The following is a 24,561-nucleotide window of genomic DNA, read 5'->3' as shown; positions in this document are numbered from 1 at the left end:
TGACGCAGGGGGTGTGATGGCCACGCACTTCGGGATCCTGGGGCCCATCGAGGTACGGCGGAACGGGGCGCCGATCGACGTGGGGCACGCGATGCAACGGCGAGTGCTGGCGGCGTTGCTCGTCGACGCGGACCGGGCGGTGCCGGCCGACGCTCTGGTGGACCGGGTGTGGGGCGACGGAGGGGCCGCGTACGGCCGTCGGAGACTGTATGGATACCTCTCCCGGCTGCGGCACGTACTGGCGGCCGACGGAACGGCCATCACACGGGAGCGGAGCGGCGGCTACCGGTTGGCGGTCGAGCCCTCGTTGGTGGACGCACACCGCTTCCGCGACCTGTCGGGCCGGGCCCGGAAGGCGGGCAGTGACGGGCAGGCGGAGGCTCTGTGGCGGGAAGCCTTGGCGCTGTGGCGAGGCAGCGCGTTCGACGGAGCGGACACCTTGTGGTTCAACACGCAGCGCCACCTCCTCGACGGCGAACGGCTGGCAGCCCAGCTGGAGTTGGTCGATGTGCGGCTCCGCCTGGCGCAGCACGATGGGATGGTGAGCGAACTCGCCGCCCGGGCCGAGGCGTATCCGCTCGACGAACGCGTGATCGGACAACTGATCCTGACCCTGTACCGGTGCGGACGGCAGGCCGAAGCGCTGGAAATGTACGAGTGCGCTCGGCGGCGGCTCGCAGACGAACTGGGGGTCAACCCCGGCGCGGCGTTGCAGCGGCTGTATGAACGGATCCTCGCCGGCGACCCGGAGCTGGCTGCGCCCCGCGCCGCTGCACCGCCCGTCACCACGAAACCGTCCGGCAAGAGCGGCACGGTGGCAAACGTAGGCCCGCCGATGGCACGCCAGCTCGCTCCCCGGCTCCTCCCGGCGGACCTGTCACTCTTCGTCGGCCGGGAGCACGAGGTGGACGAGGCTCGTCGGTTGCTTGGCGAAGAACGGCCTAGCTCGGTGACACTGCTGGTCACCGGCCCCGCCGGAGTGGGCAAGACCGCCTTTGCCGTACGTACAGGGCACCTGCTCGCTTCCCGCTTCCCGGACGGTCAGCTCCATGCGGATCTGCGGGGCTTCGGCGACGATCCGGCCGAGCCGTTCACGGTCCTGGGCACCTTCCTCCGTGCGCTCGGTATCCCCGGCGGTACCGTGCCCGCAGAGCTGACCGGCCGCGTCCATCTCTACCGCACCCTGCTGGCAGGGCGGCAGATACTCGTCGTCCTGGACAACGCCGCCAGTGCCCAGCAGGTCAGTGACCTCCTGCCCAGTGGCGTGCGCTGCGCCACCATCATCACCAGCCGGACGACCATGGCGGACGTGTGCGGCCGCCGACTCCCTCTGGGAGTACTGGACTCCGCGACGGGACTCGACCTGCTGCGCGAGATGCTGGGCCGGGACCGGACCGACGCGGAGTCCGGGTGGGCCCGCTCGATCGTGGACACCTGCGGTGGACTTCCCCTGGCAGTATGGGTCGCCGGTGCGCGGCTGGCTGCTCGACCTCACTGGCCGCTGGCCAAGGTAGCGCACGCCCTCGCCGACGAGCAGCGCAAGCTCGACGAGTTGGCCGTCGGCCACATCGCCGTACGGGCCAGTCTCGAACTGACGTACCAGCAGATGTCCGAGGCGACGCAGCACGCTCTGCGGATGATCGCCCTGCTGCCCGTACCGAGCTTCGCCGCCTGGGCGCTGGCCGCGCTGCTGGACGCGGGCATGTCCGAGGCGGAGGCCGTCCTCGACGACCTGGTCGAGGTACACCTGGTGCAGACCGGTTCAGCGAACGCCACCGGAATCCGCTATCAACTGCACGACCTGGTACGACTGTTGGCCAGGGAGCGCGCGGAGCAAGACGTCCCGGAACGGGATCGCAGGGCCGCGCTCACCCGGTTGCTCGGGGCGAGCCTGCATCTCGCCGACCTCGCCGCAGACACCCTCAGCGTCGACTTCCAAGGCATCTCACAGCTGGACCTGGCCTCCTGGCGGCCAGCCGCCGCCGAGGCCGATCAGCTGCTCGCCGATCCACTCGCCTGGTTCAACGACGAACGCCAGTTCCTCATCGCCGTGGCTGAACAGGCGCTCAACGGAACGGAGGGCGTCGCACCCGCCGTCGGGCTGGCCACGACCCTCACGACCCTCTTCCAGGTCGGCAGCCACTTCGACGATTGGGAGAGGCTCCAGAACCGGGCGCTCAAGACGGCCCTGAGCAGCGGCGACCGGCGCAGCGCCGCAAAGGCCCACCGTTGCCTCGGCGAACTCACCACCATCCTCGACCGCTATCCGGAAGCACTGGACCACTTCGAGCAGGCCCTGTTGCTCGCCGAGGGCGAGGGGCCCACCTACCGGGCCAGCGCCACGGCCGGGCTGGCCTATGTGTACCGGCTCCTCGGCCAGTACTCCTCCGCCGTGCTCCATTTCGAAGAGGCCGCCGAGCTCGCCGGATCGGCAGGCAACGTCAACTGCCTCGTCTACGCGACCAACGGCCTCGGCGTCATCGACCTCGAGCAGGGCCGTGTCGAGGCCGCCATCGCGCGATTCACCAAGTGCCTGCGGGTCAGCAGGGTCTCAGGCTACCGGCCGGGAGAGGCCCAAGCACTGCGATGTCTGGGCCAAAGCCATCGCGCACTCGGCGCCTATCCGGCCGCCGCCGACGCCTACCGGCGAGCCGTCGCGATAAGTGAGGACCTCGGCGACCGCCTCAGCGCTACACACGCCACGTGCTGGCTCGGGGACGTCCTGATCCGGCAGGGCGAGCACCGGGAAGGACGCCGCCTGCTGGCCCGGAGCCTGTGGACCTACCGGGAATTCGGCAACCTCTGGGGCGAAGCGGCGACACTCAATGCGCTCGCCGAGGCACAACTCGCGGTGGGCCGTGGGGCACCAGCCCGCAGGCGCGCCGAAGCGGCCGTCAGGCTCTGGAGGCAGATCGGCTCCAGCAGGTGGCTGGCAGTTGGCCTTGAAACCCTGGCCGAGGCACACGAGTTGGCCGGCGACCACCCGGCCGCGGCTCGTGCGCGAGACGACGCCGACGACATACGGACCGCTTGAGCTGGTGGCCGCTGGCGACCATCCCGGCCTCGCATCGCTGCCGCAGCAGCCGCATAGCCGAACCGGGCTCCGGGCCCGCGCCCACGACAGACGGCTCGGGGAAGTGCGGCCGGCCCAGCCCGAGATCGGCCGGGGTGAGGGTACAGGACTGGCTGGTCGCCCCGGTCTCGGCCAGCAGGCGTACGGCACGGGCGGGATCGTCGTTGTCTGGGGTAAAAAATGGGCGTCAGGCATGTGAGGCAAGTGCCCTGTTCAGGGACGTGCCTGACAGATATCCGAGGGGCGTCAGGCATGTTGGCCATGTCTGGCAGGCGCCGGCTTCGGGTTGGTCGAGCCGAGTCGAGCGGGCGTTTCGTTTCGATCGAAACACCTTCCCGGCCCTGTCCTCGTGTAGCAGGGCCTGCTCCGTCGGCCGCATGCACGATTGCCCACACCCGAGCCCCGCGGGCTGACGGTCCACGGACGTAAAACTCCTACGTTCTCCGGCTGAGCACGCCGCCGAAGCCCACCGCCAGACCATCAAAGTTGAGAATCAACCTTGGCCACTGACTCCAGTGTTGCCCGAACAGCAGAGCGAACATAGCTACGGACGGCCTAGGCCAACCCTCAACTGACCTGCGCAAACGACGACTTGCGGCGCTAACTGTCAATCCTTCATCGTCATCACATCGGGCCGCTGGCCCACCGCGCTGCAGGGCTCCTAGGCCCGGCTGAGCCTGACCGGGCATCGGGCCAGGAGCCCTGGATGCGGACCGAATCCCATCGATGAAGGAGATCCGTCATGAGCGACGGTAGCAACACGGAGGGCCCCGGCAACACGCCCGACGAGCCGGAGAGCCGCACCGCCCGGCTTCGTCGGCGGATTCGAGAGTGGCAGATCCGCCAGCACGTCGTCCGCGGCATGGCCTATGGCGTCGGCAGCGGCACGGTCAGCCTGATCGTGCTGTGGGTGCAGACCCGGTACTAATCTTCGACATGGCGCTGGGCGCGCTGCCCTTGCATCCCCGCCCAGCGAGGCCTGGCCACCCGCGGTCTCCTTAGGCGGCCCGGCGGTAGCGGTCGCCGCGGTTGCGGTCGAACACCCAGTGGTGTGCTTCGGGGGGTTCGCCGCAGTCTTCGCAGATGCCGGGGCGCAGGGCCACCTCAAAGTAGTTGTGAGCGAAGCCGCCGGGGCCGTCGTAATCGCGTTGTGCGGCGCTCTGGCAGTCCCGGCCGGGCCGGCAGCGGCCGCAGCAGTCGTGACCGAAGATGGTCGGATCTACCTTTTTCGCACACCCCATGTGACTGCACACGAAGTAGCCGCCTGCATGGTTGGTCCACCGGCGGGTGATGAGCAGGTCGGTGTCCTCCTCCTCCGACGCGGAGGGCGCAGTCGCGCGGGGGTTGGAAAGGGAGATGAGGACGGCTCCGGCCACTGCAACGGCCACGCCGCCGATCACAAAACCTGCTTGGCGCACGTGCCCGAAGCTGTTCCATCTGTCCGCGATGCGCTGGCGCAGGGTCCGCTGTCCGTCGCTGCCGTCTGGCTGCGGGTCGCAGGGCTGAGGATCTCCACTCTGGGATGTCGAATCGTCCGGCGCAGCCATCTGACGGGCGGTCCTCTCTGCTCTGGGAATCTGAAGTTTAGAGGCGTGCCAGGGGCAGCGGCAGCCGCTATTTTCCGTTCGAAACCGCCCTGAGCCCCGGTGCCTTCCACACCTACGCGGCTCGATCACACCGCCCGCACGGGAACGTGCCGCGCACGACCTATCCGGGCGGCCAGGTCCACGTGACGCATCGCAACCTGCTGGGGGGCAACCGTTCGGAGAAGACCTAGGGCCGGTTGTTCCTCGACCGCTCGGAGCTCACGGCGCTAGCAGTGCTGCTGACCGACCAGTTCGGATGGAATCTGTCCCAGTACGACTGCATGCCAGTGCCGACTGAACTCAAAGAACTGGGTCAGCTGGTGACCAATCTGACGCTGGCCAACGCCGTCCTCACCCAACAGCAGCAGGCACCACAGCCGTCGCCGGACCTCCTGGCTGCGGACAACATCATCCCGTTCCGCCCGCTCGCGGGGCGAGGGTCGCGTTGAACTCGGCCAGGTAGTCCTTGGCCCGGCTCGACTGGACGCGGGCGAGGATGTCGACGGATCGGTAGCCGAGCTCGAGGCCGTGGTCGAGGTCGCGAGCCTGGATTTGGGCGGTCCCGACGATGGCGAAGCGCATGCCGACGGAGCGGGTGAACCCTCCGGTCGGCATGGCGGCGGCCTGACTTCACGCGCTTGAGTGTCCAGCCCTGGTCCTCATCATCGAAGCCGCGGGACGGCGGGCCCCTTGCCCGTACCGCATGACGCCGTCGTACCGCAGGGATCACCACTCGTCACGACCGCTCGGACATCACCGATTCAACCTGAGTAGTGGGTCTCGCCGGATTCTCGTGACGAGGTGACCGTCCGTGCCCTCGTAGGCCTACTCGGAAGCCTTTTCACCCCCGGCGCCCTCCGCCAGCCGCACGATGTCCCCGAAATCGCCTTCCGCAAGGGTCCCCAGAAATTCGGCGGCATCGACGAGCGGGGCAAGCCGCTCTTCCGTTTCCATGTACAGCTTGATCGCGCCGATCGAGTCACCTCCGCATTCGAAGAACTTCTCGTGATCCTCAACCTGCCCATCGGTCGAACGGCCAAGCCTCTGGAGCCACATCTGGGACATGACATCCCGAGTGGTGCTGTGCGAGGACAATGCAGTCTCCTGACCCACTAGATTCTCTGCAATCCCATGTCATGCTGCCGTGCCGGGGGTGGCCACGTAGAGATGCTGTTCCAGCACCGCCGGAGGGTCCCCTTTCCGTACGGCACTGTGGCTTTCGAGGTGAAGTCGGCCAGACGCAATTGCTCGTGCCATTCCGCGGGGGTGAGGAAAACACGGTTCTAGTCTAGGCGGACCGGAAGTCGGCCGAGCCGGGCCGAGGGTTCCCCTCGGGGGTCGGCAGCATGAACAGCGCCGGTCCGCGGTCATCCGCCGTAGTTGCGTCAGCGTCGCCCCGACATTGTGGGCGTTGTGGAGCACATTCGCTGACAACAACACGTCGGCCGGCGGTGCGGCCGGCCCACTTCTCCTCTTGATATCGAGCAACTCGAACTCGACGAACGGATGGGCGGCGAAGCGTTCGCGCGCTGTCTCGAGGAACTCTGGTGAGATATCGCTGTAAGCGTAACGCAGCTCAATCCCAGTGGCGGGCAGCTTCGGCAGTAGGCCATCCGTGGTAGCGCCGATGCCAGCCCCGAGTTCCAGAATCGGGGCCGGTGCGGTTCCGGCCCTGCCGCGCAGGTCGTCGACCTGGCCAAGCGTTGCGCACGCTTTCGATATCCGGTCGTGGTCGGCCGGATCAGGACCAGTCTTGTCCGTATCGTCCGTCACGACGAGCACGTCGTTTCGTCGGCGGCATCGAGGTCGTGCAGTGCCGCGCGCGACGCGTTCGTATCGACAGTCAGCTCGCTGACCAGGAGGCTTCGGACTTCCTCACGACAGCGGTCCACGAAGAAGTGGTCGCCGGGGAAGACGTGGACCTTGGTGCCGGCATGGGTGTGGTGGTCCCAGTGCTGGAGCTCGTCCGTCGGGAGACCGGGGTCGTCGGTGGAGCCGAGGACCGTGATCGGGATGTCCAGTGCCGGTCTGGGCTGGTAGCCGTACCCGTCGACGACGCGCCAGTCCGCGCGGAGCACGGGCAGGGCGAACGAGAGGAGCCGCTCGTCGTCCAGTACCTCCTGGGGTGTGCCGCCCAGTCCCCGCAGTTCGGTCATCAACTCCTCGTCCGTGCGCGGTTGCGCCGACGGCACGGCCTGCAGCCGGTGCGGCGGGGCGCCCCCGGCGACGACCAGGTGCTGGGCCCGGTTCCCGGTGAGGTCGGACAGCTTGTACGCCAGCTCGAACGCGACGCCTGCCCCCATGCAGTAGCCGAACAGCGCGTAGGGCCGATCCGTATGCGGCGCGAGATCGGCGGCAAGGGAGCCCACCAGCTCTTGCATGTCGTGGACAAGGCTGTCCCGGAAACGGTTCTCCCTGCCCGGTAACTGGACCGGCACGAACTCGATCCGTTGGTCCGAGCCCTCCCACCACTGCCGATAGAGGCTGGCGCCCTTGCCCGCGTACGGCAGGCAGAACATCCGGAGGCCGGCTGCAGAGGACGGCGGGCCATACAGGAATATGCGCTCGCTGATGGAATTGCCTTCCTTCCGATTCGCGACGATGCCCCCGAGGGGGGCGAAATGCAAGGGGATAAGCGCGCCCCCGTGCCTCGTGTTTGATATACCGAACAAGAGTGAATCGTCGAATGCCCTGCCGCTGGCAACCGGTTGTATTGCCCCGCCGATCTTGCTTCGAGCCCCGAGAGTTCGTCAAGGGCCCGGCGGATCTTTCGAGCCCCTGACTACCCGCCGTCAAGCGTCAGGTGACCGGAGAACCGCCGCGAAGACCGCGACGGGCTAACGAAAGAGCAGCTCATCGCCCATTCTTCGATCGACGCCCCCTGCGCCGCGTCAAGTTGGTGCAGTGACCCGCCGTGATCGCGCCACCAAGGTGCGGCCGAGTGCTATCCAGCGGTCCCTCCAGCGACAGTCACATCCTTGCGTAACCCAACTGGCTTTAAACGCCAGGTTTTAGGGAAAAGTGCCAACCAAGAATGATCACGGCGTGAAAATTTGCCGATAGTACGTGCGTACGGCCTTCGGTGATCGATACGATCACCGAAGGCCAGACGATGCATGGAACGTGTCCAAGGGGTAAAGATGCGTAAAGTAGTCAGCTCGGCAAATCAAGCCGCACGGCACACAGCGGCGGCAGGTGTTGCGCGGCGACCGCGGAACTCGGGTGTCCAGCTCCACAAATCTGGCTTGCTGTTCACGACCAAGCAGAGCTTCAGCACCTGGGAAGATCTGGGTACCGAACTGTTCTCCTTCGCCGACTCCTCCACCTGGTGGATCGCCGATTGGCTGGTCTACGGCGAGTCCGTGTTCCACGACCGCTACGAGGAAGCCATCAGGCGTACGTCGCTCAGTTACCAGACCCTGCGCAACTACAGCTGGGTTGCGCGCGCGTTTTCGTTGTCCCGCAGGCATCAAACCCTGAGCTTCAGCCACCATCTCGAAGTCGTGGCCCTTGAAAAGCCGGAGCAGGACTACTGGCTGCGGAAGGCGGAAGAACTGGGCTGGAGCCGAAACAAGCTGCGCCGTGAGGTCCGCAGCAGTCTGCTCATGCGGCAAGGCAACCTGATGCCGTCAGATGCCGACAGCGACGACGAGGCAGGCGGCATCGACCGCACAGCGGCCGGGTCCAGGTCGACGCCGGCCCTGCTCGACACCACCTCCGCGCCCGAAGCGCGCCCGCTGAAACTCCAGCTCTCGGCCGAGGACCTGGAGGGTCTGGAGAGAGCCGCCAGGAGGGACGGCGAGCCGATCGAGACCTGGGCGGCGAAGATCGTACGGCGCGCCATCGCCTGTTCCTGAGCACATCCGTTCCGAGAGTGTGCGCGGTTGGGTGGACCAGGCCAAGAAGGCTCTGGCCGCCCAACCCGCGCCGAAGGTCACCTGTACGATCCCGCCGTCCAGTCGGCCTCCTTGTTCTCCATGTCGTGGGCCAGCTCGGTGAGCAACGCGTTTGGGGCGCCCAGGAAGTCGTAGTGGGCGCCGTCCAGGAGTACCTCGCGGACGCGCCCCTCATCGGCGTACGGGTGCCAACCGCCCATGAGCCGGGCGGGGATGACCGTGTCCTCCCGCCAGCCGATGGTGGTGATGCCGGTCGCGAGCCGCACCGGCTCGGTGGGCCGGTACCGGCGGTTGGCCTCGATGTCGGCGGCGAGGAGCTGCACGCCGAGTTCGACGAGGTCGGGATGCGGCTCGCCGCCCATGGCCCGGGTCATGGCCTCGATCTCCTGGGGGAGTTCGTCTTCGGTGAGCTCCAGCAGGCGCCCGTACGGGCCGTCGTGCGGGGCCACCTGGGAGGAGACGAAGAGCCGGTCCGGCAGCCGCCGCTCCCGCCGGGCCAGTTCCACCGTGACGGCGAACGCGGGCAGGACGCCGCTGCAGTGGCCGAAGAAGGTGAAGGGGCGGTCGAGGTAGGGCTCCAGCCCCTCCAACAGCGGGCCGGCCAGGGCGTCATAGGTGCCGAAGTGCGGTTCCCGCAGCCGGTTCTCGCGCGCGGGCAGTTGCACGAGGCAAACCTCGGCGCCGCCGATGTACCGCGGCCATCTTGCATACATCGACGCCCCCACCCCTGCGTAGGGGAACAGGAAGATGCGCGCGGGGCTGTCGTCCTTGGGGCGACGCAGCAGCCACTTCGAGGGACGCTGGGCGGAAGTCATCCTTCTCCTCATGTGGAACGTCGGAACGGGGGAGTGGGGAGGCAGGGGGCGAGTGGTGACGAAAGCAGCTCGCGGCGGGGCGGAGTCGTCAGTCCGTCGTCGCCGCGTCCGCTCCTGACGGGGCCGGCGCCGGGGCTCCCGGTGACAGCGCTTCGTCGATGATCTCGGCCAGTTCGGCGACGGTCGAGCTCAAGTAGAGGTCGCGCGGGCGGAGTTCCACGCCGTAGCGCTCGGCGATGTGGGTGACGATCCGAGTCACCAGCAGGGAGTCGCCGCCCAGTTCGAAGAAGTCGTCGTCCACGCCGACCTCGTCCAGCCCCATCAAATCGGCCCACAAGTCGGCGACTTGCCGTTCGACCGGCGTCCGCGCGGCCCGGAAGTCGGCGTTTGTCTCGGGGCGCTCGCGGATCTGGCGTGCCGCGAGCGCGGCCCGGTCGACTTTGCCGTTCCTCGTCAGGGGCAGGGCTTCGAGCCGGGCGAAGACCGACGGGACCATGTAGGGCGGCAGTGAACGGCGGAGGAGCTCGCGCAGGTCCGCGGCCCCGACGTTCTCGGCGCAGACGTAGAAGGCGGCCAGGCGCTTTCCCGCCTCCGTGTGCGTATGGACCACGACGCAGGCGTCCTTGACGCCGGGGTGAGCCAGCAGCACCGTATCGATCTCACCGGGCTCGACGCGGAAGCCGCGGACCTTGACCTGGTGGTCGAGGCGGCCGAGGTACTCGACGACCCCGTCGGTCCGGCGCTTGACGAGGTCGCCGGTGCGGTACATCCGTGCGCCGGGTTCGGAGCCGAAAGGATCGGGCAGGAAGCGGTCCGCGGTCAGGTCCGCGCGCCCCACGTATCCGCGGGCCACGCCGGCCCCTCCGGCGTAGAGTTCGCCGCTCTCGCCGTCCGGCACCGGCCGCAGACGGTCGTCGAGTACGTACACCTCGGTGCCGGTGACGGGTCGGCCGATCGGGACGGTGTCGCCGTCGACCGGTCCCTCCATGATGTGGCAGCAGGTGAACGTGGTGTTCTCCGTCGGGCCGTAGCCGTTGACCAGACGGATTCCGGGAAGGGCGGCGAACGTGCGGTTGACGTGGTGCGGGGAGAGCACGTCTCCGCCGGCCAGCAGTTGACGCAGCGTTGTCATCCGGGCCATCGGGCCCTCGGCCATCTGGTGGAAGAGACCCGCGGTCAGCCACAGCACGGTCACCCGCTCCCGTACGACCGTCTCGGCCAGCTCCGCCAAGGACGGTTCGCCGGGCGGGACGACCGCCAGCCGGGCGCCGCCCAGCAGGGGGGCCCAGATCTCCAGCGTTGAGGCGTCGAAGGCGAGCGGAGCGAACATCAGGAAGGCGTCGTCGGGTTCGACTGCCAGGAAGTTGCTGTTCTGGACGAGACGAAGCACGGCGCGGTGCGTGATGCACGCGCCCTTGGGTCTGCCGGTCGACCCGGAGGTGTAAGCCACGTACACCGCATGGTCCGGCTGTACGGGTAGCGCGAGGTCGGTGGTGGGCAGATCGGTGAGTTCGAGGGTGTCGGAGTCGATCACCAGGATGTCGGCCAGCCCGGAAACCTGTGCGAGCAGACGCTCCTGAGTGAGGACCAGACGGATGCCTGCCTCCGCCGTCAGAAGCGCGTGACGCTCACGTGGCTGGCGCGGGTCGAGCGCGACGTAGTGCCCGCCGGCCTTCAGGACCGCGATCAGGGCGACGACGGTGTCGACGGATCGCTCCATGCAGACCCCGACCGGGGTCTCCACGTCGACTCCCTTACCGCGCAAGTGCCGGGAGAGCTGGTTGGCCCGCGCGTTGAGCTCCCCATAAGTGACGCATTGGCCACTCATGGATATCGCTACTGCGTCCGGGAAGGTGGCCGCCCGCCGCTCGAAAGCCGCGTGCACCGATTCAGCGGTCGATGTCATTATCGGTCCTTCTGCGCCTTTCCAGATGGTCGGCTGCCAATTGGGGGCGTCGTGTCACCCGGCGACGGACACGGCGGCGTCGGCTTTGAGGAGGTCCTCCATGCGCGAGGCGAAGAAGAAGGCCGCGGCCTGTGCGTCCGGTTCGGCCATTTTCTCCAGTCCGGCCCCGGACATGAAGCGCGACGTGACGAGCCACTCGAACAGTTCGGGCGACCGCGCCCACCGCGCCATCCGCTCCAGCTTGAGGGAGTAGAAGGACAGCAGGTCGCGCGAGGAGCCGGGGTTGACGACCGGTGGGCACAGGCCGTTGCGCCACTCGTCGTCGCCGTCCATGCACTCCAGGCGGGCGGCGACGGCCGCGCTGGGCGGAAGGAGACAGGGCAGCAGCGGCTGGAGCGTGATGGCGCCGTCCTCGAACACCGGCTTCAGCGGCTTCTGCGTCAGGCCGTCCGCGGTGCAGTCGATGTGCACCGTCTCCGGCGTGGTCGGGATCGTTCCCTCGTCGAGCGTCACGGTCGTGGCACCGACGGCACGCACCCGTCCCAGACGCACCACGTTCTTGATCCGGCGGAGCTGGACCAGTTCCTCGGTGTCGACGGTGGCGCAGCGGAAGGCAGCCGGTTCGATGTCGACGTCACGTCGTATGACGACGCCTTTCTCCTCCAGGACCCTGATCACCTCGTCGGCCGAGCGGCACATCAGCAGGTTCAGCAGCGGCTGGAAGCCGCCGTTCTGCCATTCGAGTTCACGGTTGATCAGCCACGCGTCACGGGGCACGATCCAGGTGAGGCGGTCAGGGTCGATGCCCCGCTCCAGCAGCCACAGGCAGGCGTCGATCCCCGTCTTGCCGGCGCCGATGACGGTGAACCGCTCGGGCGAGCGGTCCAGTTCGGGCAGCTGATTGATCGGGACCACGGTCGCCGCGTCGTCGACGTCGAAACCGGCGGGCCGGATCGCGGGGACCGTGATGTTCATGTACGAGGCGTCGACGACGCGCTTGCGCACGACGATCTCCGTCGTCTCCCCTGTCACCAGTGAGCGGGCCCTGGCCGGGCGGCCGGGCTCCGCCACGTCGACGTGGTGCTTGGGCAGATAGGTGACGCGCCCCGAGGCGAGCAACGTCTCGCGCATCCCACGGTCGTAGTAGTCCAGGATCTCATTGCGTGACGCGCGGCTTCGCGTTCCCTCGTCACTGGGCATCGGCCGGGAAATGACGCCGTAGAAGTTCGAGGGCCCGTGCAGCCTGACGAATGGATAGGAAACGGTCCAGTGACCGCCCGGGGCGTCATTGCGGTCCACGATGGCCATCGTGGACGCGCTTTCGCCGACGAGGACGTCGGCGAAAGCCATTCCCATCGCACCAGCGCCGATGACCAGGTAATCGACCGTCAATACGTTGGTCGGCAACTCGTCTCCTTGTGTGTTCCGGAAGGGGGGGGGGCGCCGGGCGCGTGTCACGCCGCTTCGGTGGCGAGCAGCGGTTCCGGGGGCTTCGGGGCCAGCGCGCGGATGGAGGGGGTGGCGACCATGGCGAGGGTGGCGAGGAGGATGAGCGCGGCGGCCGCGTAGAGGGTGGCGTGGAGGCCGATGAGGAGTACGGCGGGACCGGCGGCGAACTGGGCGAGCGGGAGCGCGAGATAGGAGCCGAGGTCGTCGTAGGCGTAGACGCGGGCAAGACGGTCCTCGGGGATCTGGTCGTTGAGGGTCGAATACCAGGCGACGCCGGCCTGCTCGACGCCCACACCCGACACGAAGTTGGCCACGACCAGCACCCAGGTGTACGGCGCGAGCGCGAGCAGCAGCGGTGTCAGCGCCGTCAGGCTCATCAGCGCGCAGCCGACCAGGATCGCGCGCCGGGGCCGCCAGCGCAGCGACAGCAGACCGCCGGCGACCGCGCCGACCGAGCCCGCGGCGACGGCGAGACCCCAGCCGGTGCGACCGATCCCGGTGGTGTCGGCAACGGCTGGGCCGAGGACGGTGAACGAGGCGGTGACGCCGGCGTTGAGGAAGCAGAAGGACACCACGATCACCCACACCCAGCTGCGGGAGGTGAACTCCTGCCAGCCGACGCGCAGTTCGTGCACCAGGCCGGGGCTGGGCGCGGGCGGCACGGCCTGGACGCGGACCAGCGCGAAGGCCGAGGCGGCGAGCGCGAAGCTGAGCGCGTCGACGGCCAGGCCCCAGCCGGGGCCGATCGCCGCGACCAGCACGCCGCCCAGCGACGCGCCCACGATCGTCGCGCTGCTGCCCGCGATCCGGGAGAGCGCGAGGGCGGCGCGGCGGAACTCGGTCGGCACGGCCTGGGGCAACAGGGCCTGGGCGGCGGGCTGGTAGCAGGAACTCGACGCCCCGTTGACCGCGGCGAGCGCCATGAGCAGGGGGATGGCGGCGTTGTGGGTGAGGACCAGGGCGGCGACCACCGCCTGGCTGGCGGCGCTGATCAGGCTGCTGCCGACCAGCAGCGGGCCGCGCGGCAGGCGGTCCGCCAACACCCCGCCGAACAGCAGGAAGAGGATGCTGGTGAGGGAGTGGGCGCCGACCACCAACCCGAGCGAGCCGACCGAGCCAGTGGCGTCGAGTACGGCGAAGGCCAAGGCGATCGGCGCCACTCCGTTGCCGAGCAGATTGGCCGTCGTACCGATGAAGAGGTGACGGAACGGGCGGTGGCGCAGCGGCGCCAGGGCGGCAGACATGCGCCTGATCGTCGGGGCTGGGAGGCGTGCCAGTCAACGGGGTCCAGGCCCCGCACCAGGCCGGGTGTGCTGCTGCCCACTCATGGACGCCCCGGCCTTCGCCCACGCGGGCGCGGCATACGTGCCCCTGCGGATCGACGGCACCGACGCCCAGGTCCGCGGTCCGCACGCCCCCTGGAGCGTGGCCGTGGCCCGTTCGCCGACGCACCGGGGCTTGGCGTGCGTGGTGTTGGGGCGCCGTAGCCGTGGGTGCGGGCGGCGCGGTTACAAAGCACTCCGGGAGCAGTACGGGCGGTCGGCGGCTACCCGGTCGCTGATCTGCAGCGGCGGGGTGCCGTCCGGGATGGCGACGGCCTCGTGGACGTAGCGGCACACGGTGGCGATCCTCATGCCGAACCAGGCCGGGAGCTGGGCGTAGGTGTCGCCGTACCGCGGATGCGCGAGAACGATTAGCCCCTGACACCCCGCTGTCAGCCCTCGCCACGGAGACGTGATCCGTATTCGGTGCGTGGCCAGCTGCTCATCCTGGACGACCTCACGACGCGACGGCGTGAGGATCGAGGCCGCGTGCCAGGGCTGTAACCGCGTCGCCGATGTCACGCAGGAAGAGGTCGCCCGGGCGGGTGAGTTCTCCGTTCAAGCGCCAGGCGAGCCGCATGGAGATGCTGTCCGCCTCCTGCCAGGCGAACAGCATCAGCTGCGGACCGTGTTTCCGCTCCTCCTCAAGGACGATCTCCTCGTCGGGCAGGAGCTGCGGCGCAAGGGAGGACGCGAGAGGCCCTTGCGGATCTGTGTGGAGGTCGAACATCGATGTGTCGATGAAGTTGAACAGGGCGCCGGCGACCCGGATCGAGTGTGCGCCGGGCAGCAGCTCATCCCTGACGGTCTCGGCCTCCGCACGGTCGATGTGGGCGAACAGGTTGGCCTGGGTGTGCCGGCGGAAGGTGTCTCTCGCGGAGCGGGAGAGGTCCTCCGGTGACGGACTGGACACGAGCACCGGAGCCTGCAGGAACATCTTGCTCGCACTGGACCGGACGTTCTTCAGCCACCTGTTGTGGGAGAGGGCCAGCACGCCGATCGACGGAGTGCCGGTGAAACGGCACAGCGCCGCACCGTATGCCATCAGCAGCACCGTGGCCACCGGAACCCGGAGCCTGACCGACGCGACCTCGGCCGCCTTGAGCAGGGAGGCGGACCGCAGCATGCAGCCGGCATACCGGTCCGAGTCCGTGGAAACGACCGACGAGCTGGCATCGACGCCGCCTGGTGGCCCCACAGCCTTCCGGAGCTCCTGGAACTGATCGGTCCAGTACTCGAGAGCCTGTCGGCCGTGGCGCTTCCCCGCCTCCGAGTCCTCCCAGCGGACGACATCCAACGGCTGCGTGACGTCCGGATCGGCAGGGGGCACCCCCCGCAGAAAGCCGTCGAGATCCTGCCGCAGCACGTTCATGCCCCATCCGTCGACCGCGCTGTGGTCGGTCACCAGGCCGATCTCCTCGACGCGCCCGGCCCTGGTCGACAGCACCGCGTGGAACGGCCATTTCGGCGACAAATCGAAGGAAGAGTGCCGGACTTGAGTGAAGAGCTCCTCGGCTGCCTGGACGCTGCTCACCGAGACGGCGCCCTCCACCGCCGGGGCGGACACCGCGGTGACCCGCTGCCTGTCACTGCTGTTTCCGCCCAACGACAGCAGGGTGCGCAGGGACTCGTGCCGGGCGACCAACTGGGTCAGTGCCTGAAGCACCTGAGGGACCGTGGCTCCCTTTCCGTCGACCACGGTGTACAGGTTGTCCTCGTGAGTATCCTCGTTGTGCTTCTTGAGCTCCTCAGGATCGGTGGGGCGCTCGGCGAACCAGTCGGCCTGGGGCCAGTTCAGACGGCCTTCTCGTTCCCCCGTCGCGTTCTCGACACTTTCTGACACTGCTCTGCCTCTCGCGTCGGCCATTACTTATTCCGGTTCCTCCACCAGGCGACGAATCTCCGACAGCTCACCGCGTACCAGCAGAGTCATGAGGTGCCGGTCCGTGGCCGGCAACGCGTCAAGAAGGTCGGCGGGAAGACTCCTGACGAACGAGCGGGCGGGCGACAGCGCGTCGCGCAGTGTGGCGTCACTGTGCAGATGCAGCGTGCGGAGCGCCCGCCGGACGTTGCCGCGGCACATGTCGTCCGCGTACGGGGGGACAAGTTCCGGGGCGAGATCCGTGATGACCTCGAATGTGTCGAGCACCATCCGCATACAGGCCGCGATGTTCTCCGGTTCTTCGCCCCGCTGAGTGATCGACAGCGCGCCCTCTTCGCGAATACGCCAGAAATAGACGACCTCCGACACCACATCGACGGACGACGCCTCGATGTGCGCGCGTATCATCACCGGCGCGTCCTCGTACTCGGGCAAGGTGAACACGAGATCTCGCGCATTCCAGAACGAGCGCCGGAACACCTTGTTCCAGACCATACGGTCGCGTACCAGCGCGGTGTGGCTCCGGATGTGTGTGCGTCGCCGGTCCTGCTCGAACACGTCCTGGTATCCGAAATACGGTTTCACACCGGAGCTGTGCAGTCGACGTACGTCTCCGGAAGCGAAGTCGGATCCCGTGTGTTCCAGCGACTTGATGAGCGAGGCGTACCCGGTGGTCGGCACGATGTCGTCACCGTCGCAGAAAGCGAGATAGCGTCCGCGGGCCGCCCGAGCCCCGGCGTTTCGGGCAGCGCTCACTCCGGAATGCGGCTGCTGGAGCACTTGAACGCGGGAGTCCTTGCGCGCCCACTGTTCGGCGATGCTGTGGCTGCGATCCGTGGACCCGTCATCAACCACGATGATCTCGACGTCCGCGACTTGTTGGTCGAGCAACGAGTCGAGGCAGGAGGAGATGTATGGCTCGACGTCAAACATCGGAATGACGACGCTCAGTGTCGGTGGCATCGCACACCAACCCTTTCCCATGTATGCCCGGTGTAGAAGCTCAACCAGTTGCCCGTCGAAGACTTGGGTGCGATCAGGGCACCTTCACGAGATCGTGTCAAGAGCTCCCACGGCATCGCTGAGGTCCCTGAGTACGGGATTCTTGAAAACGAGGCGGAGATTTCGACGTATCCCGAGTTCCTCACTCAGGGCCTGTGCGAGTCGGATGGCTATGATGGAGTTGCCGCCCACGTCGAAGAAGTCGTCGTCAAGGCCGATGTCGGCGTTACCCGTCAGCTTTCGCACGCTGTCGACTATCAATGCGTCCATGGAGTTGCGGAACTCGCTGTCGTTCGTCATGCTCCCGAGGCCTCTCCGTGCGGTTCGTCGTCCATCGCCCTGACCAGGCTGGCCGGCCTCATATCGGTCCAGTGCGCGGAAACATACTCAAGACAGCTCTTTCGAGTGTCCTCTCCGTGTGTCACCTTCCAACCGGCCGGCACCGATCTGAACGCAGGCCACAGGGAGTGCTGGTTCTCGTCGTTGACAAGGACCAGGTAAACACCTTCGTCGTCTTCGAGTGGATTCGCCACGGGCTCCCCCTTCTGAATCTATCTACGCCCTTGAAGCGCAAGGGCGACAAAGTGTCGAAATGGGGCGCAGGTATGCCCGCCATGCCCGGCACGCCTCACCCGGCTGATTATTGTGCTTGTCTCGCTGGCGAGACAAGCTTGATCGCGAGCCGGACGCCTGGTCGTCCGCATGGGCGACCTGGTCGACGCTATGGGTGAGGTGGGCAGGGTAATGTCTGATCGTGTTGCCGTGATAGGAATGTCGATTCGTGCGGCCGGCGTGCGGAGCACGGCGGACTTCTGGCGAATGCTGAGCACGGGCCGTTCCGGTCGGCGTGAAATCGACAATGCTGAACTGGCGCGACGTAGGATTCCAGGCCGCATATACAAGGACCCGACATACGTGCCCGTTGCGTATTCCATGGAAGATTACCTCGGGTTCGATTTCAAGGCATTCGGATTCGGCCGGTCCGAGGCGGAACTGACCGACCCACAGCATCGGGCCATGTTGGAAGCTTGTTATCGGGCAGTGGAAAGCTCGGGATGCTTCATCGGTTCGCTGCCGGATCGCGTCGGAGTGTTCGTCGGATCACGGACGAGTGGCTACGGTGCGCAGATCGAACACTGCTCGGCCGTAGCCGACAGTCAGGTGGATCTCGCCGGCCTGGCCATTGGAACCGATCCCGACTACATGTCGAGCAGAGTTTCCTACACCTACGGTCTCACCGGTCCCTCGATGACGGTCCTGACCGCCTGCTCGTCCTCAAGTGTGGCAGTGCATCTCGCCTGTCAGGCGATTCTCGCCGGTGAGTGTGACTCTGCACTGGCGGGCGGCGTCGCCCTGGACGTACGGGACGCGGGATATACGTTCACCGAGGGCGGCATTTACTCACGGCGAGGCCGGTGCGAGCCATACATGGCGTCAGCCGACGGCACGGTGGACGGCAATGGCGTTGCCGTCCTGTTCCTACGCCGGTTGGATGCGGCGTTGGCCGCGGGCAACCCGATCCTCGGAGTCATCGCCGGTACCGCGGTGAACAACGACGGCCGAGAGCGCGCCGGCTTCACGGCCCCAGGAGTTGCCGGTCAGACCGAACTGATCGAAGAAGCCCTCGACGTTGCCGAGTTGAACTCCTCCAGCATCGGCCTGCTGGAGGGGCACGGCGCAGGCACGAGCATCGGGGACGCGCTGGAGATTGACGCCGCGACCCAGGCCTTTCGATCCACCGGAGCCGGTGCCGGCGAGTGTCGACTCCACTCTGTCAAGGCGAACATCAGCAACCTCACCGCGGCGGCCGGCGCAGCTGGCATCATCGGTTGCCTTCTGGCCCTGCGCCATGGCCAGATCCCTCCCAACGCTCCCCTGGTGGACGGAGCCCCGCCCATCGACCTTCGGGGCACACCGTTCAAGCTGGCAGGCAAGCCGACCGCCTGGCAACGGTCGGACCAGGGCCGCTATGCGGCGGTCAGTTCGTTCGGGCTGGGCGGGACGAACGCGCATGTCATCATCGGCGACGCCGAGTCGGAGTTGCTGCTCGCCTCCCGCAAGGGGCGGTCCTGGCAACTGCTTCCGCTGTCCGCGGACGACCCGGAACGCCTCACCGAAGCCGTCGACACCGTGCGTGCGGCCGTGGACGGAGCATCGGCCGCGGTGCGACAGGACATCGGCCACACGCTGCGCACCGGTCGCCCCGAACTCACCACACGCGCGGCCGCCCTGATCCCTGTTGACGACAGTTCGACCGGCGTGAGGTGGCCGCAGCCGGTGCAGTTCCGTACGGCTCCCGACGGGCCGCCGACACTCGTCTTCATGCTCCCGGGCGAGGAGGCCGGCGCGTCGGACGAGGCGCTCGCGCTCTACGAGGCCGAGCCTGTCTTCCGATCGACCGTGGACGACGGCCTCGCAACCATGGAACAGGTACTGCCTCCCCAGACGTTCGCGGCCGTGCGCGATGCGTTCCTCCACGGCAGGTATCCGACCGCGACGCAGGTCTCTCAACCGGTGCTCCACCTGCTCGGCGTCGGACAGCACGCATTCCTCAGCGACCTGGGAGTCGGACCGGACCTGCTGGTGGGACACGGCGTCGGCGAGCTGACCGCTGCCCAGCTGAGCGGTGTCCTCTCGTTCGAGGACGCGGCGCGGGCGGTGTGCTGGCGCAGCCAGGCCATGTCAGATATTGCGGAACGCGCCGAAGCCGCCGTCCGCTTCACCCGTCGGATGCGCGACGTGCGGCTGAGCCCTCCCACGACGCCGACGCGTTCCTGCGTCACCGGGACTTGGCTGACCAGCGAGGAAGCCCGTGATCCCGGATACTGGGGTGCGCAACTGCGTGAGCACGTCCCGTTCGACGATGTCCTGCGCTCGGTGGTGTCCGAGCACCCCGAGGCGGTGTGCCTCCAGCTGAACGGCGGGACGAGTCTGCTGCAGTCGGCCCAGCTCCGCGAAGACGCCGCCCTGGCCCTGGTGTCCGACGGAGAAGCCTCGGACAGCCGACGTTCGCTGCTCCAGGCGGTCGGAGCCCTTTGGGAACGTGGTGTGCGGATCGACTGGCAGGCCTACGCCGAGCGTGATCATGCGCTCCGGATCGACATGGCACCGCGGACTTTCGAGCGGACTCCCTGTCTGCATCCGTCACTGCTGGAGCATTGCCCCGGGATCGACCCGGCGGAACTGTCGGGAAAGCAGGTCAGCCGATGACGTTCGACGCAAGTGCAAACCCGGCCTCGCTCTCGCAGCAGCGGCTTTGGTTCACTGAACAGCTGCTGCCCGGGACCTCCCGGAACAACCTGTGCGCGCGGTTCGTCGTACGCGGCGAACTGGACGTCCCGACTCTCGAACACGCTGTCAACGGCGTGATCGAACGGCATGAGGTCCTGCGGACTCGTTTCGGCATCCTGGAGGACGCCCTCGTCCAGGAGGTGCTGGACGACGCACGCATCACCGTGCAGAAGCTCGACGCGTCCGATGAACCGTCGGTCTTCGCCAAAGCGGAGGAACTCGCCCGCGAACCGTTCGACCTGACCGACGCTCCCTTGGTGCGGGTAGGTCTGGTGCAGGGCAGCAATGGCACCAGAATTCTGGTGTTCGTACTGCATCACGTCGTGGCCGACGCCCGGTCTCTGGACATTTTTCTGCGCGAGGTCGCCGAGCTCTACCGAAAGGACAGGACAGGCGGTGTCCCGGACCTGCCCGAGTTGCCGCCGACCCGTTACGTCGACTTCGCGAGGAGGCAGCGCGAGTGGGCGAACACGCCGGAGGCCGTGGAACGACGGACCGCGCAGGTAAGCGAGCTCACGGGCTTCCCGACGGTGGTCGATCTGCCGGCCGACCGCCCTCGGCCGGTCGTGCAGACCTTCGCGGGGGCGTCCTTGTCCTGGCGCGTCCCGCCCTCGCTGGTTCGCGAGCTGGAGAAGGCGGCACTGGAGCACGGTGCGAACCTCCGGACGACGGTTCTGGCCTCGTTCTCGGCAGTACTGGGTCTCTGGTCGCGGCAGTCACGGCTGCTGGTGGCAACCCCTGTCGCCAACCGTTCGTCGGTCGGCACCGAAGAGCTGATCGGTTCTTTTGCCAACACGCTCGTGATCCCGACGGACATGACCGGCGATCCAACGTTCGCCGCGTACATCGAGCGTGTACGTGACGTGTACCGGAGCGTCGAGTCGCGGAACGTCCCCTTCGAGGAAGTCGTCGACGGCATCGCGCCTGAGCGCAGCCTGTCCCACAACCCGCTGGTCCAGGTGATGGTGGCATTCCACGACGGCTCCGTCCGTCAGACGGAACTGCCGGACGCCGAACTGGAACTGATCGACAACCAGACGGGAACCTCACAGTTCGACCTGGTACTCAACGTCACTCCGCTCAGCGACGGTCTCGACTGCCGACTCCAGTATTCGACCGATCTCTTCGACCAGGACACGGCGGAGCGGTTCGTCCGGCACCTGCGGCGGCTGTGGGAGGTCGTCGCCGCCAACCCGGACGTCCGCGTCGAGAACGTCGACCTGGCGGACGCGGAGGAGGGGGCCCTGCTCGCCGCACTGGGCACGGGCCCCACGCGTCCGGTCGACGCTCGCGCGCTTCCCATCAGGCTGTCCGCGACTGCGCACAGCCGACCGGACGCCGTTGCGGTGAAGGCGTCCGACGGCACCTACACCTACGCGGAGCTCGTCGAACGAGCGGAGGCGATCGGTGCGGGGCTGACGGCACGTGGGCTGCGGCCGGGCGATCTGGTCGGTGTGGCTCTCCCGCGCGGCCGCGACCTGCCCGCGGGCCTGCTCGGCGTCTGGGCCGCAGGAGGAGCCTACGTACCGCTCGACCCGGCGTACCCCAGCGCCCGGCTGGAACACATGACGCAGGACGCCGGCATCAAGGTGCTGCTGAGCGTGCGCGACCTCGCCGACCGCATCCCCGTGCCCCCGGGTACCGAAGTGCTGCTGCTGGACCCGCCCGCCTTCCCGCTGCCGACCGAACAGCCGACCTTCGTGCCGTGCGGCGACGACGTGGCTTACGTGATCTACACCTCTGGCTCGACCGGCCGCCCCAAGGGCGTGATGGTCAACCACAAGAGCCTCGGGAACCTTTTGGACGACTTCGTGTCCGAGTCGGGGTTCGGCACGCGCGACCGGTTGCTCGCACTGACCTCCCTGTCCTTCGACATCGCAGGACTGGAGCTCTGGCTCCCACTGCTGACCGGCGGGACGCTGGTGATCGGGCCTCCAGGTGTCGGGGGCGACCCGGAACGCCTGCACAAGCTGCTCTCCGACGAGGAGATCACGGTGGTGCAGGCCACCCCGGCGACCTGGAAGCTCTACGCCTCGTCCCAGCGCGTCACGCCGCCCGCGCTACGGCAGATATGGAGCGGCGGAGAGCACCTGCCGCACTCGCTCGCCCGAGCGCTGACCGCGATGGGGCCCGAAGTGCACAATCTCTACGGGCCGACGGAAACGACCATATGGTCGACGCGTGCGGTGCTGGGGCGGTCCGACACCGTCACCGGAATCGGGCGACCCATTGCGAACACCCGCCTGTTCGTCCTCGACGCCGCCGGCCGCCAGGCGCCCATGGGGGTACCTGGAGAGCTGTGCATCGGCGGTGCGGGGCTGGCACTGGGCTACCTCGGCCGCCCCGAACTGACCGCGCAGCGGTTCGTCGACGTCGAAGGGCTGCCCGTTTACCGCACGGGAGACCTCGTCAGGTGGCGGTCCGACGGGAACCTTGAGTACCTCGGACGTCTCGACGACCAGGTGAAGATCCGTGGGCACCGTGTAGAACCCGGGGAGGTCGATGCCGCGGCCCGAGCCTGCCCCGGCGTCCGCGACGCCTGCACGCTGGCCGTGACGACCTCCGCGGGGGAGGACCAGATGGTCACCTTCGTGACGCCGGACAGCGTGGTGGAGCAGGCCGACGGCACCACAGAGGACTGGTGCACCATCTGGGAGACCACCTATGCCGAAGGCGAACCCGCCGCCGAAGACGACTTCAACCTGAAGGGCTGGCAGAGCAGCTACTCGAAGCAGCCACTACCGAAGACGGACATGCGGGACTGGGTGACGCGGACCGTCGACCGAATCGCCGAAACGGGCGCACGCACCTTCGCGGAGATCGGCTGCGGCACCGGATTGCTGCTGCTGCGCCTGGCCCCTGCGGCCGACCGATATCTGGGGATCGACTTCTCCACGGAAGCCATCGGTCATGTGCGGGTCGCGGTTGCCCGAAGAGGGCTCGCCGACCAGGTGCGGCTGGCCACGGCCGCTGCCACGGAGATCGGGGACGTGGCCGGCGGAGAGCTCTTCGACTGCGTGGTGATCAACTCCGTAGCCCAGTATTTCCCCGGCCGGGACTACCTCACGGAGGTCCTGACCGAAGCGAGCAAGATCGTTGTTCCTGGCGGTCACATCTTCGTCGGCGACCTGCGGAGCCTGAAGCTGGCAGAGGCGTTCCACGCCGGCGTGCTGCAAACGGACGACCGGCTAGGCACCGAGGAACTGCGCGCCCTCGCCGCACGGCACGCACTGGAAGAAGACGAACTCCTCATTGACCCCGGCTATTTCGCGGAACTGCAGGACGCGCTTCCGGCGGTGACCGGAATTCAGGTCTCGCTCAAGGCCTCCGGGTTCGACAACGAAATGACGCGCTTCCGCTATGACGTCCTCCTGAAGGTCGGCGGGGAGGTACGGGACCAGCCGCAGCCCTGCGAGTACCGCGGCTGGGAGGAGGTCTCCGACCTCGCAGGCCTGGACGGGCTGCTCGACACGTCGAGCTCGGTCGCGGTCGTCGTCGACGGCATCCCGAACGCCCGCGTCGCCCGCTTCGCCCAGCTCGTGGCGGGTGACGAGGCGCCCCACTCCACGTGTTCGCCGGAGGAACTCGACGAGGTAGCGGCCCGGCACGGCTGGGGGACTCACCATGCCTGGTCCTCTCGCCTCCCGGAGCAAGGACGGATCCGGACGGTCTTCACTCGCCGCGGCCAGTGGGGCGGAGACTTCCTCCACGAGCGGCCGGCGGTCGACGGGCCCGTCAGCAACGACCCCAGGCAGGGCGCTCTGCTGCGAGTGCTGAAGCACAGCGCGCGGGCGTTTCTGCGTCAGAGCCTGCCCGAGTACATGGTGCCGAACCGGGTGCTGACCTTGCCTACACTGCCGCTGACCCCGAACGGGAAGACCGACCGGAACGCCTTGAAGGCTCTCGCCCGGCAACAGGTCTTCAGCACGGACCATGTCCTGCCCAGCGGACCCGTTCAGAATCTTCTGCACGAGATCTGGAGCGAAGTGCTGGACGTGTCCCGGGTCAGCGTCACGGAGAACATCTTCGACGCCGGCACCACATCACTGCTCGTGGTGCGGATACGCCAGGAACTGCGTGACCGGCACGGCATCGACGTCCCGCTGACTTCCTTCTTCACCTACCCGACGATCTCCGCACTCGCTGAAAACCTCCGACCAGAAGTGGAAAGTCGTTCCCTCGACGGACAGTCCACAAGCCCTCGTGCGCGCAACGCCACAGCCGCGCGGCGCCGGCAGAACCGTCGGCAGCAGGAGAGGAAGCATCCGGAGTAGGGATCCCCGCCACGTACTGGCGGGGAAGCTCAGGTATCTGCCTCACGGCGAGGCAGATACCTGTC

At 67.6% G+C, this 24,561-nt stretch carries 19 protein-coding genes and 1 pseudogene; 5 read left to right on the top strand and 15 right to left on the bottom strand.

The window, feature by feature from the left end; translation table 11 throughout:
- Positions 1–16: 16 nt before the first annotated feature.
- A complete protein-coding gene (locus tag ACFYRY_RS00335; RefSeq protein ID WP_389138482.1) occupies positions 17–3,034 on the top strand; it encodes a BTAD domain-containing putative transcriptional regulator in 3,018 nt (1,005 codons plus the stop codon).
- Positions 3,035–3,041: 7 nt separating this feature from the next.
- Here the strand turns inward: ACFYRY_RS00335 and ACFYRY_RS00330 are convergent.
- Positions 3,042–3,227: pseudogene (locus tag ACFYRY_RS00330) on the bottom strand (hypothetical protein); the annotation flags it as partial.
- A 588-nt stretch (positions 3,228–3,815) separates the two neighbouring features.
- Here ACFYRY_RS00330 and ACFYRY_RS00325 point away from each other — a divergent pair.
- On the top strand, positions 3,816–4,001 hold the full coding sequence (locus ACFYRY_RS00325; RefSeq protein WP_389138480.1) for a hypothetical protein: 186 nt from the start codon (positions 3,816–3,818) through the stop codon (positions 3,999–4,001).
- A gap of 70 nt (positions 4,002–4,071) precedes the next feature.
- Here the strand turns inward: ACFYRY_RS00325 and ACFYRY_RS00320 are convergent, their stop codons facing one another.
- The 5 genes from ACFYRY_RS00320 to ACFYRY_RS00300 all read right to left on the bottom strand — a co-directional run bounded on the left by ACFYRY_RS00320 (position 4,072) and on the right by ACFYRY_RS00300 (position 7,178).
- Positions 4,072–4,620 carry a hypothetical protein gene (locus ACFYRY_RS00320; RefSeq protein ID WP_389138477.1) on the bottom strand — a complete coding sequence of 183 codons (549 nt, stop codon included), beginning with the start codon at positions 4,618–4,620 and terminating at the stop codon, positions 4,072–4,074.
- A 447-nt stretch (positions 4,621–5,067) separates the two neighbouring features.
- Positions 5,068–5,274 (bottom strand): hypothetical protein, encoded by a 207-nt coding sequence (locus ACFYRY_RS00315; protein ID WP_389138475.1) that lies wholly within the window; start codon positions 5,272–5,274, stop codon positions 5,068–5,070.
- Between the two features lie 210 nt (positions 5,275–5,484).
- Positions 5,485–5,724, bottom strand: coding sequence for an acyl carrier protein (locus ACFYRY_RS00310; RefSeq protein ID WP_389138472.1), 240 nt, complete (start codon positions 5,722–5,724; stop codon positions 5,485–5,487).
- 69 nt (positions 5,725–5,793) lie between these two features.
- Positions 5,794–6,432, bottom strand: coding sequence for a class I SAM-dependent methyltransferase (locus ACFYRY_RS00305; protein ID WP_389140982.1), 639 nt, complete (start codon positions 6,430–6,432; stop codon positions 5,794–5,796).
- Positions 6,429–7,178: a thioesterase II family protein gene (locus ACFYRY_RS00300; RefSeq protein ID WP_389138470.1), complete on the bottom strand. Its 750-nt coding sequence runs from the start codon at positions 7,176–7,178 to the stop codon at positions 6,429–6,431. Before ACFYRY_RS00300 ends, ACFYRY_RS00305 begins: the two co-directional genes overlap by 4 nt.
- 726 nt (positions 7,179–7,904) lie before the next feature.
- Here ACFYRY_RS00300 and ACFYRY_RS00295 point away from each other — a divergent pair.
- A complete protein-coding gene (locus tag ACFYRY_RS00295; RefSeq protein ID WP_389138468.1) occupies positions 7,905–8,516 on the top strand; it encodes an LmbU family transcriptional regulator in 612 nt (203 codons plus the stop codon).
- Positions 8,517–8,593: 77 nt separating this feature from the next.
- Here the strand turns inward: ACFYRY_RS00295 and ACFYRY_RS00290 are convergent, their stop codons facing one another.
- The 9 genes from ACFYRY_RS00290 to ACFYRY_RS00250 all read right to left on the bottom strand — a co-directional run bounded on the left by ACFYRY_RS00290 (position 8,594) and on the right by ACFYRY_RS00250 (position 17,464).
- The gene (locus ACFYRY_RS00290; RefSeq protein ID WP_389138466.1) at positions 8,594–9,370 is read right to left on the bottom strand and encodes a thioesterase II family protein; all 777 of its coding nucleotides are present in this window, start codon (positions 9,368–9,370) and stop codon (positions 8,594–8,596) included.
- Positions 9,371–9,458: 88 nt separating this feature from the next.
- The gene (locus ACFYRY_RS00285) at positions 9,459–11,276 is read right to left on the bottom strand and encodes an amino acid adenylation domain-containing protein (RefSeq protein WP_389138464.1); all 1,818 of its coding nucleotides are present in this window, start codon (positions 11,274–11,276) and stop codon (positions 9,459–9,461) included.
- Positions 11,277–11,330: 54 nt separating this feature from the next.
- The gene (locus ACFYRY_RS00280) at positions 11,331–12,683 is read right to left on the bottom strand and encodes an NAD(P)/FAD-dependent oxidoreductase (protein WP_389138461.1); all 1,353 of its coding nucleotides are present in this window, start codon (positions 12,681–12,683) and stop codon (positions 11,331–11,333) included.
- Positions 12,684–12,730: 47 nt separating this feature from the next.
- Entirely contained in the window at positions 12,731–13,969 is a 1,239-nt protein-coding gene (locus ACFYRY_RS00275; protein ID WP_389138458.1) for an MFS transporter, read from the bottom strand.
- 264 nt (positions 13,970–14,233) lie between these two features.
- Positions 14,234–14,569, bottom strand: coding sequence for a transposase family protein (locus ACFYRY_RS00270; RefSeq protein ID WP_389138456.1), 336 nt, complete (start codon positions 14,567–14,569; stop codon positions 14,234–14,236).
- The gene (locus tag ACFYRY_RS00265) at positions 14,505–15,890 is read right to left on the bottom strand and encodes a condensation domain-containing protein (RefSeq protein WP_389138453.1); all 1,386 of its coding nucleotides are present in this window, start codon (positions 15,888–15,890) and stop codon (positions 14,505–14,507) included. Before ACFYRY_RS00265 ends, ACFYRY_RS00270 begins: the two co-directional genes overlap by 65 nt.
- Positions 15,891–15,917: 27 nt before the next feature.
- On the bottom strand, positions 15,918–16,892 hold the full coding sequence (locus ACFYRY_RS00260) for a glycosyltransferase family 2 protein (RefSeq protein WP_389138451.1): 975 nt from the start codon (positions 16,890–16,892) through the stop codon (positions 15,918–15,920).
- Positions 16,893–16,976: 84 nt separating this feature from the next.
- Positions 16,977–17,231 (bottom strand): phosphopantetheine-binding protein, encoded by a 255-nt coding sequence (locus tag ACFYRY_RS00255; protein WP_389138448.1) that lies wholly within the window; start codon positions 17,229–17,231, stop codon positions 16,977–16,979.
- The gene (locus ACFYRY_RS00250; protein WP_389138445.1) at positions 17,228–17,464 is read right to left on the bottom strand and encodes an MbtH family protein; all 237 of its coding nucleotides are present in this window, start codon (positions 17,462–17,464) and stop codon (positions 17,228–17,230) included. Before ACFYRY_RS00250 ends, ACFYRY_RS00255 begins: the two co-directional genes overlap by 4 nt.
- A 169-nt stretch (positions 17,465–17,633) precedes the next feature.
- Between ACFYRY_RS00250 and ACFYRY_RS00245 the strand changes: the two genes are divergently transcribed.
- On the top strand, positions 17,634–20,141 hold the full coding sequence (locus ACFYRY_RS00245) for a beta-ketoacyl synthase N-terminal-like domain-containing protein (protein WP_389138442.1): 2,508 nt from the start codon (positions 17,634–17,636) through the stop codon (positions 20,139–20,141).
- A complete protein-coding gene (locus tag ACFYRY_RS00240) occupies positions 20,138–24,496 on the top strand; it encodes an amino acid adenylation domain-containing protein (RefSeq protein ID WP_389138439.1) in 4,359 nt (1,452 codons plus the stop codon). Before ACFYRY_RS00245 ends, ACFYRY_RS00240 begins: the two co-directional genes overlap by 4 nt.
- Positions 24,497–24,561: the final 65 nt, after the last annotated feature.

Source organism: Streptomyces sp. NPDC005263 (assembly GCF_042872365.1).
GTDB lineage: Bacteria > Actinomycetota > Actinomycetes > Streptomycetales > Streptomycetaceae > Streptomyces.
The sequence above is the reverse complement of the archived record's forward strand: the minus strand, read 5'-3'. Positions and strand labels throughout refer to the sequence as shown.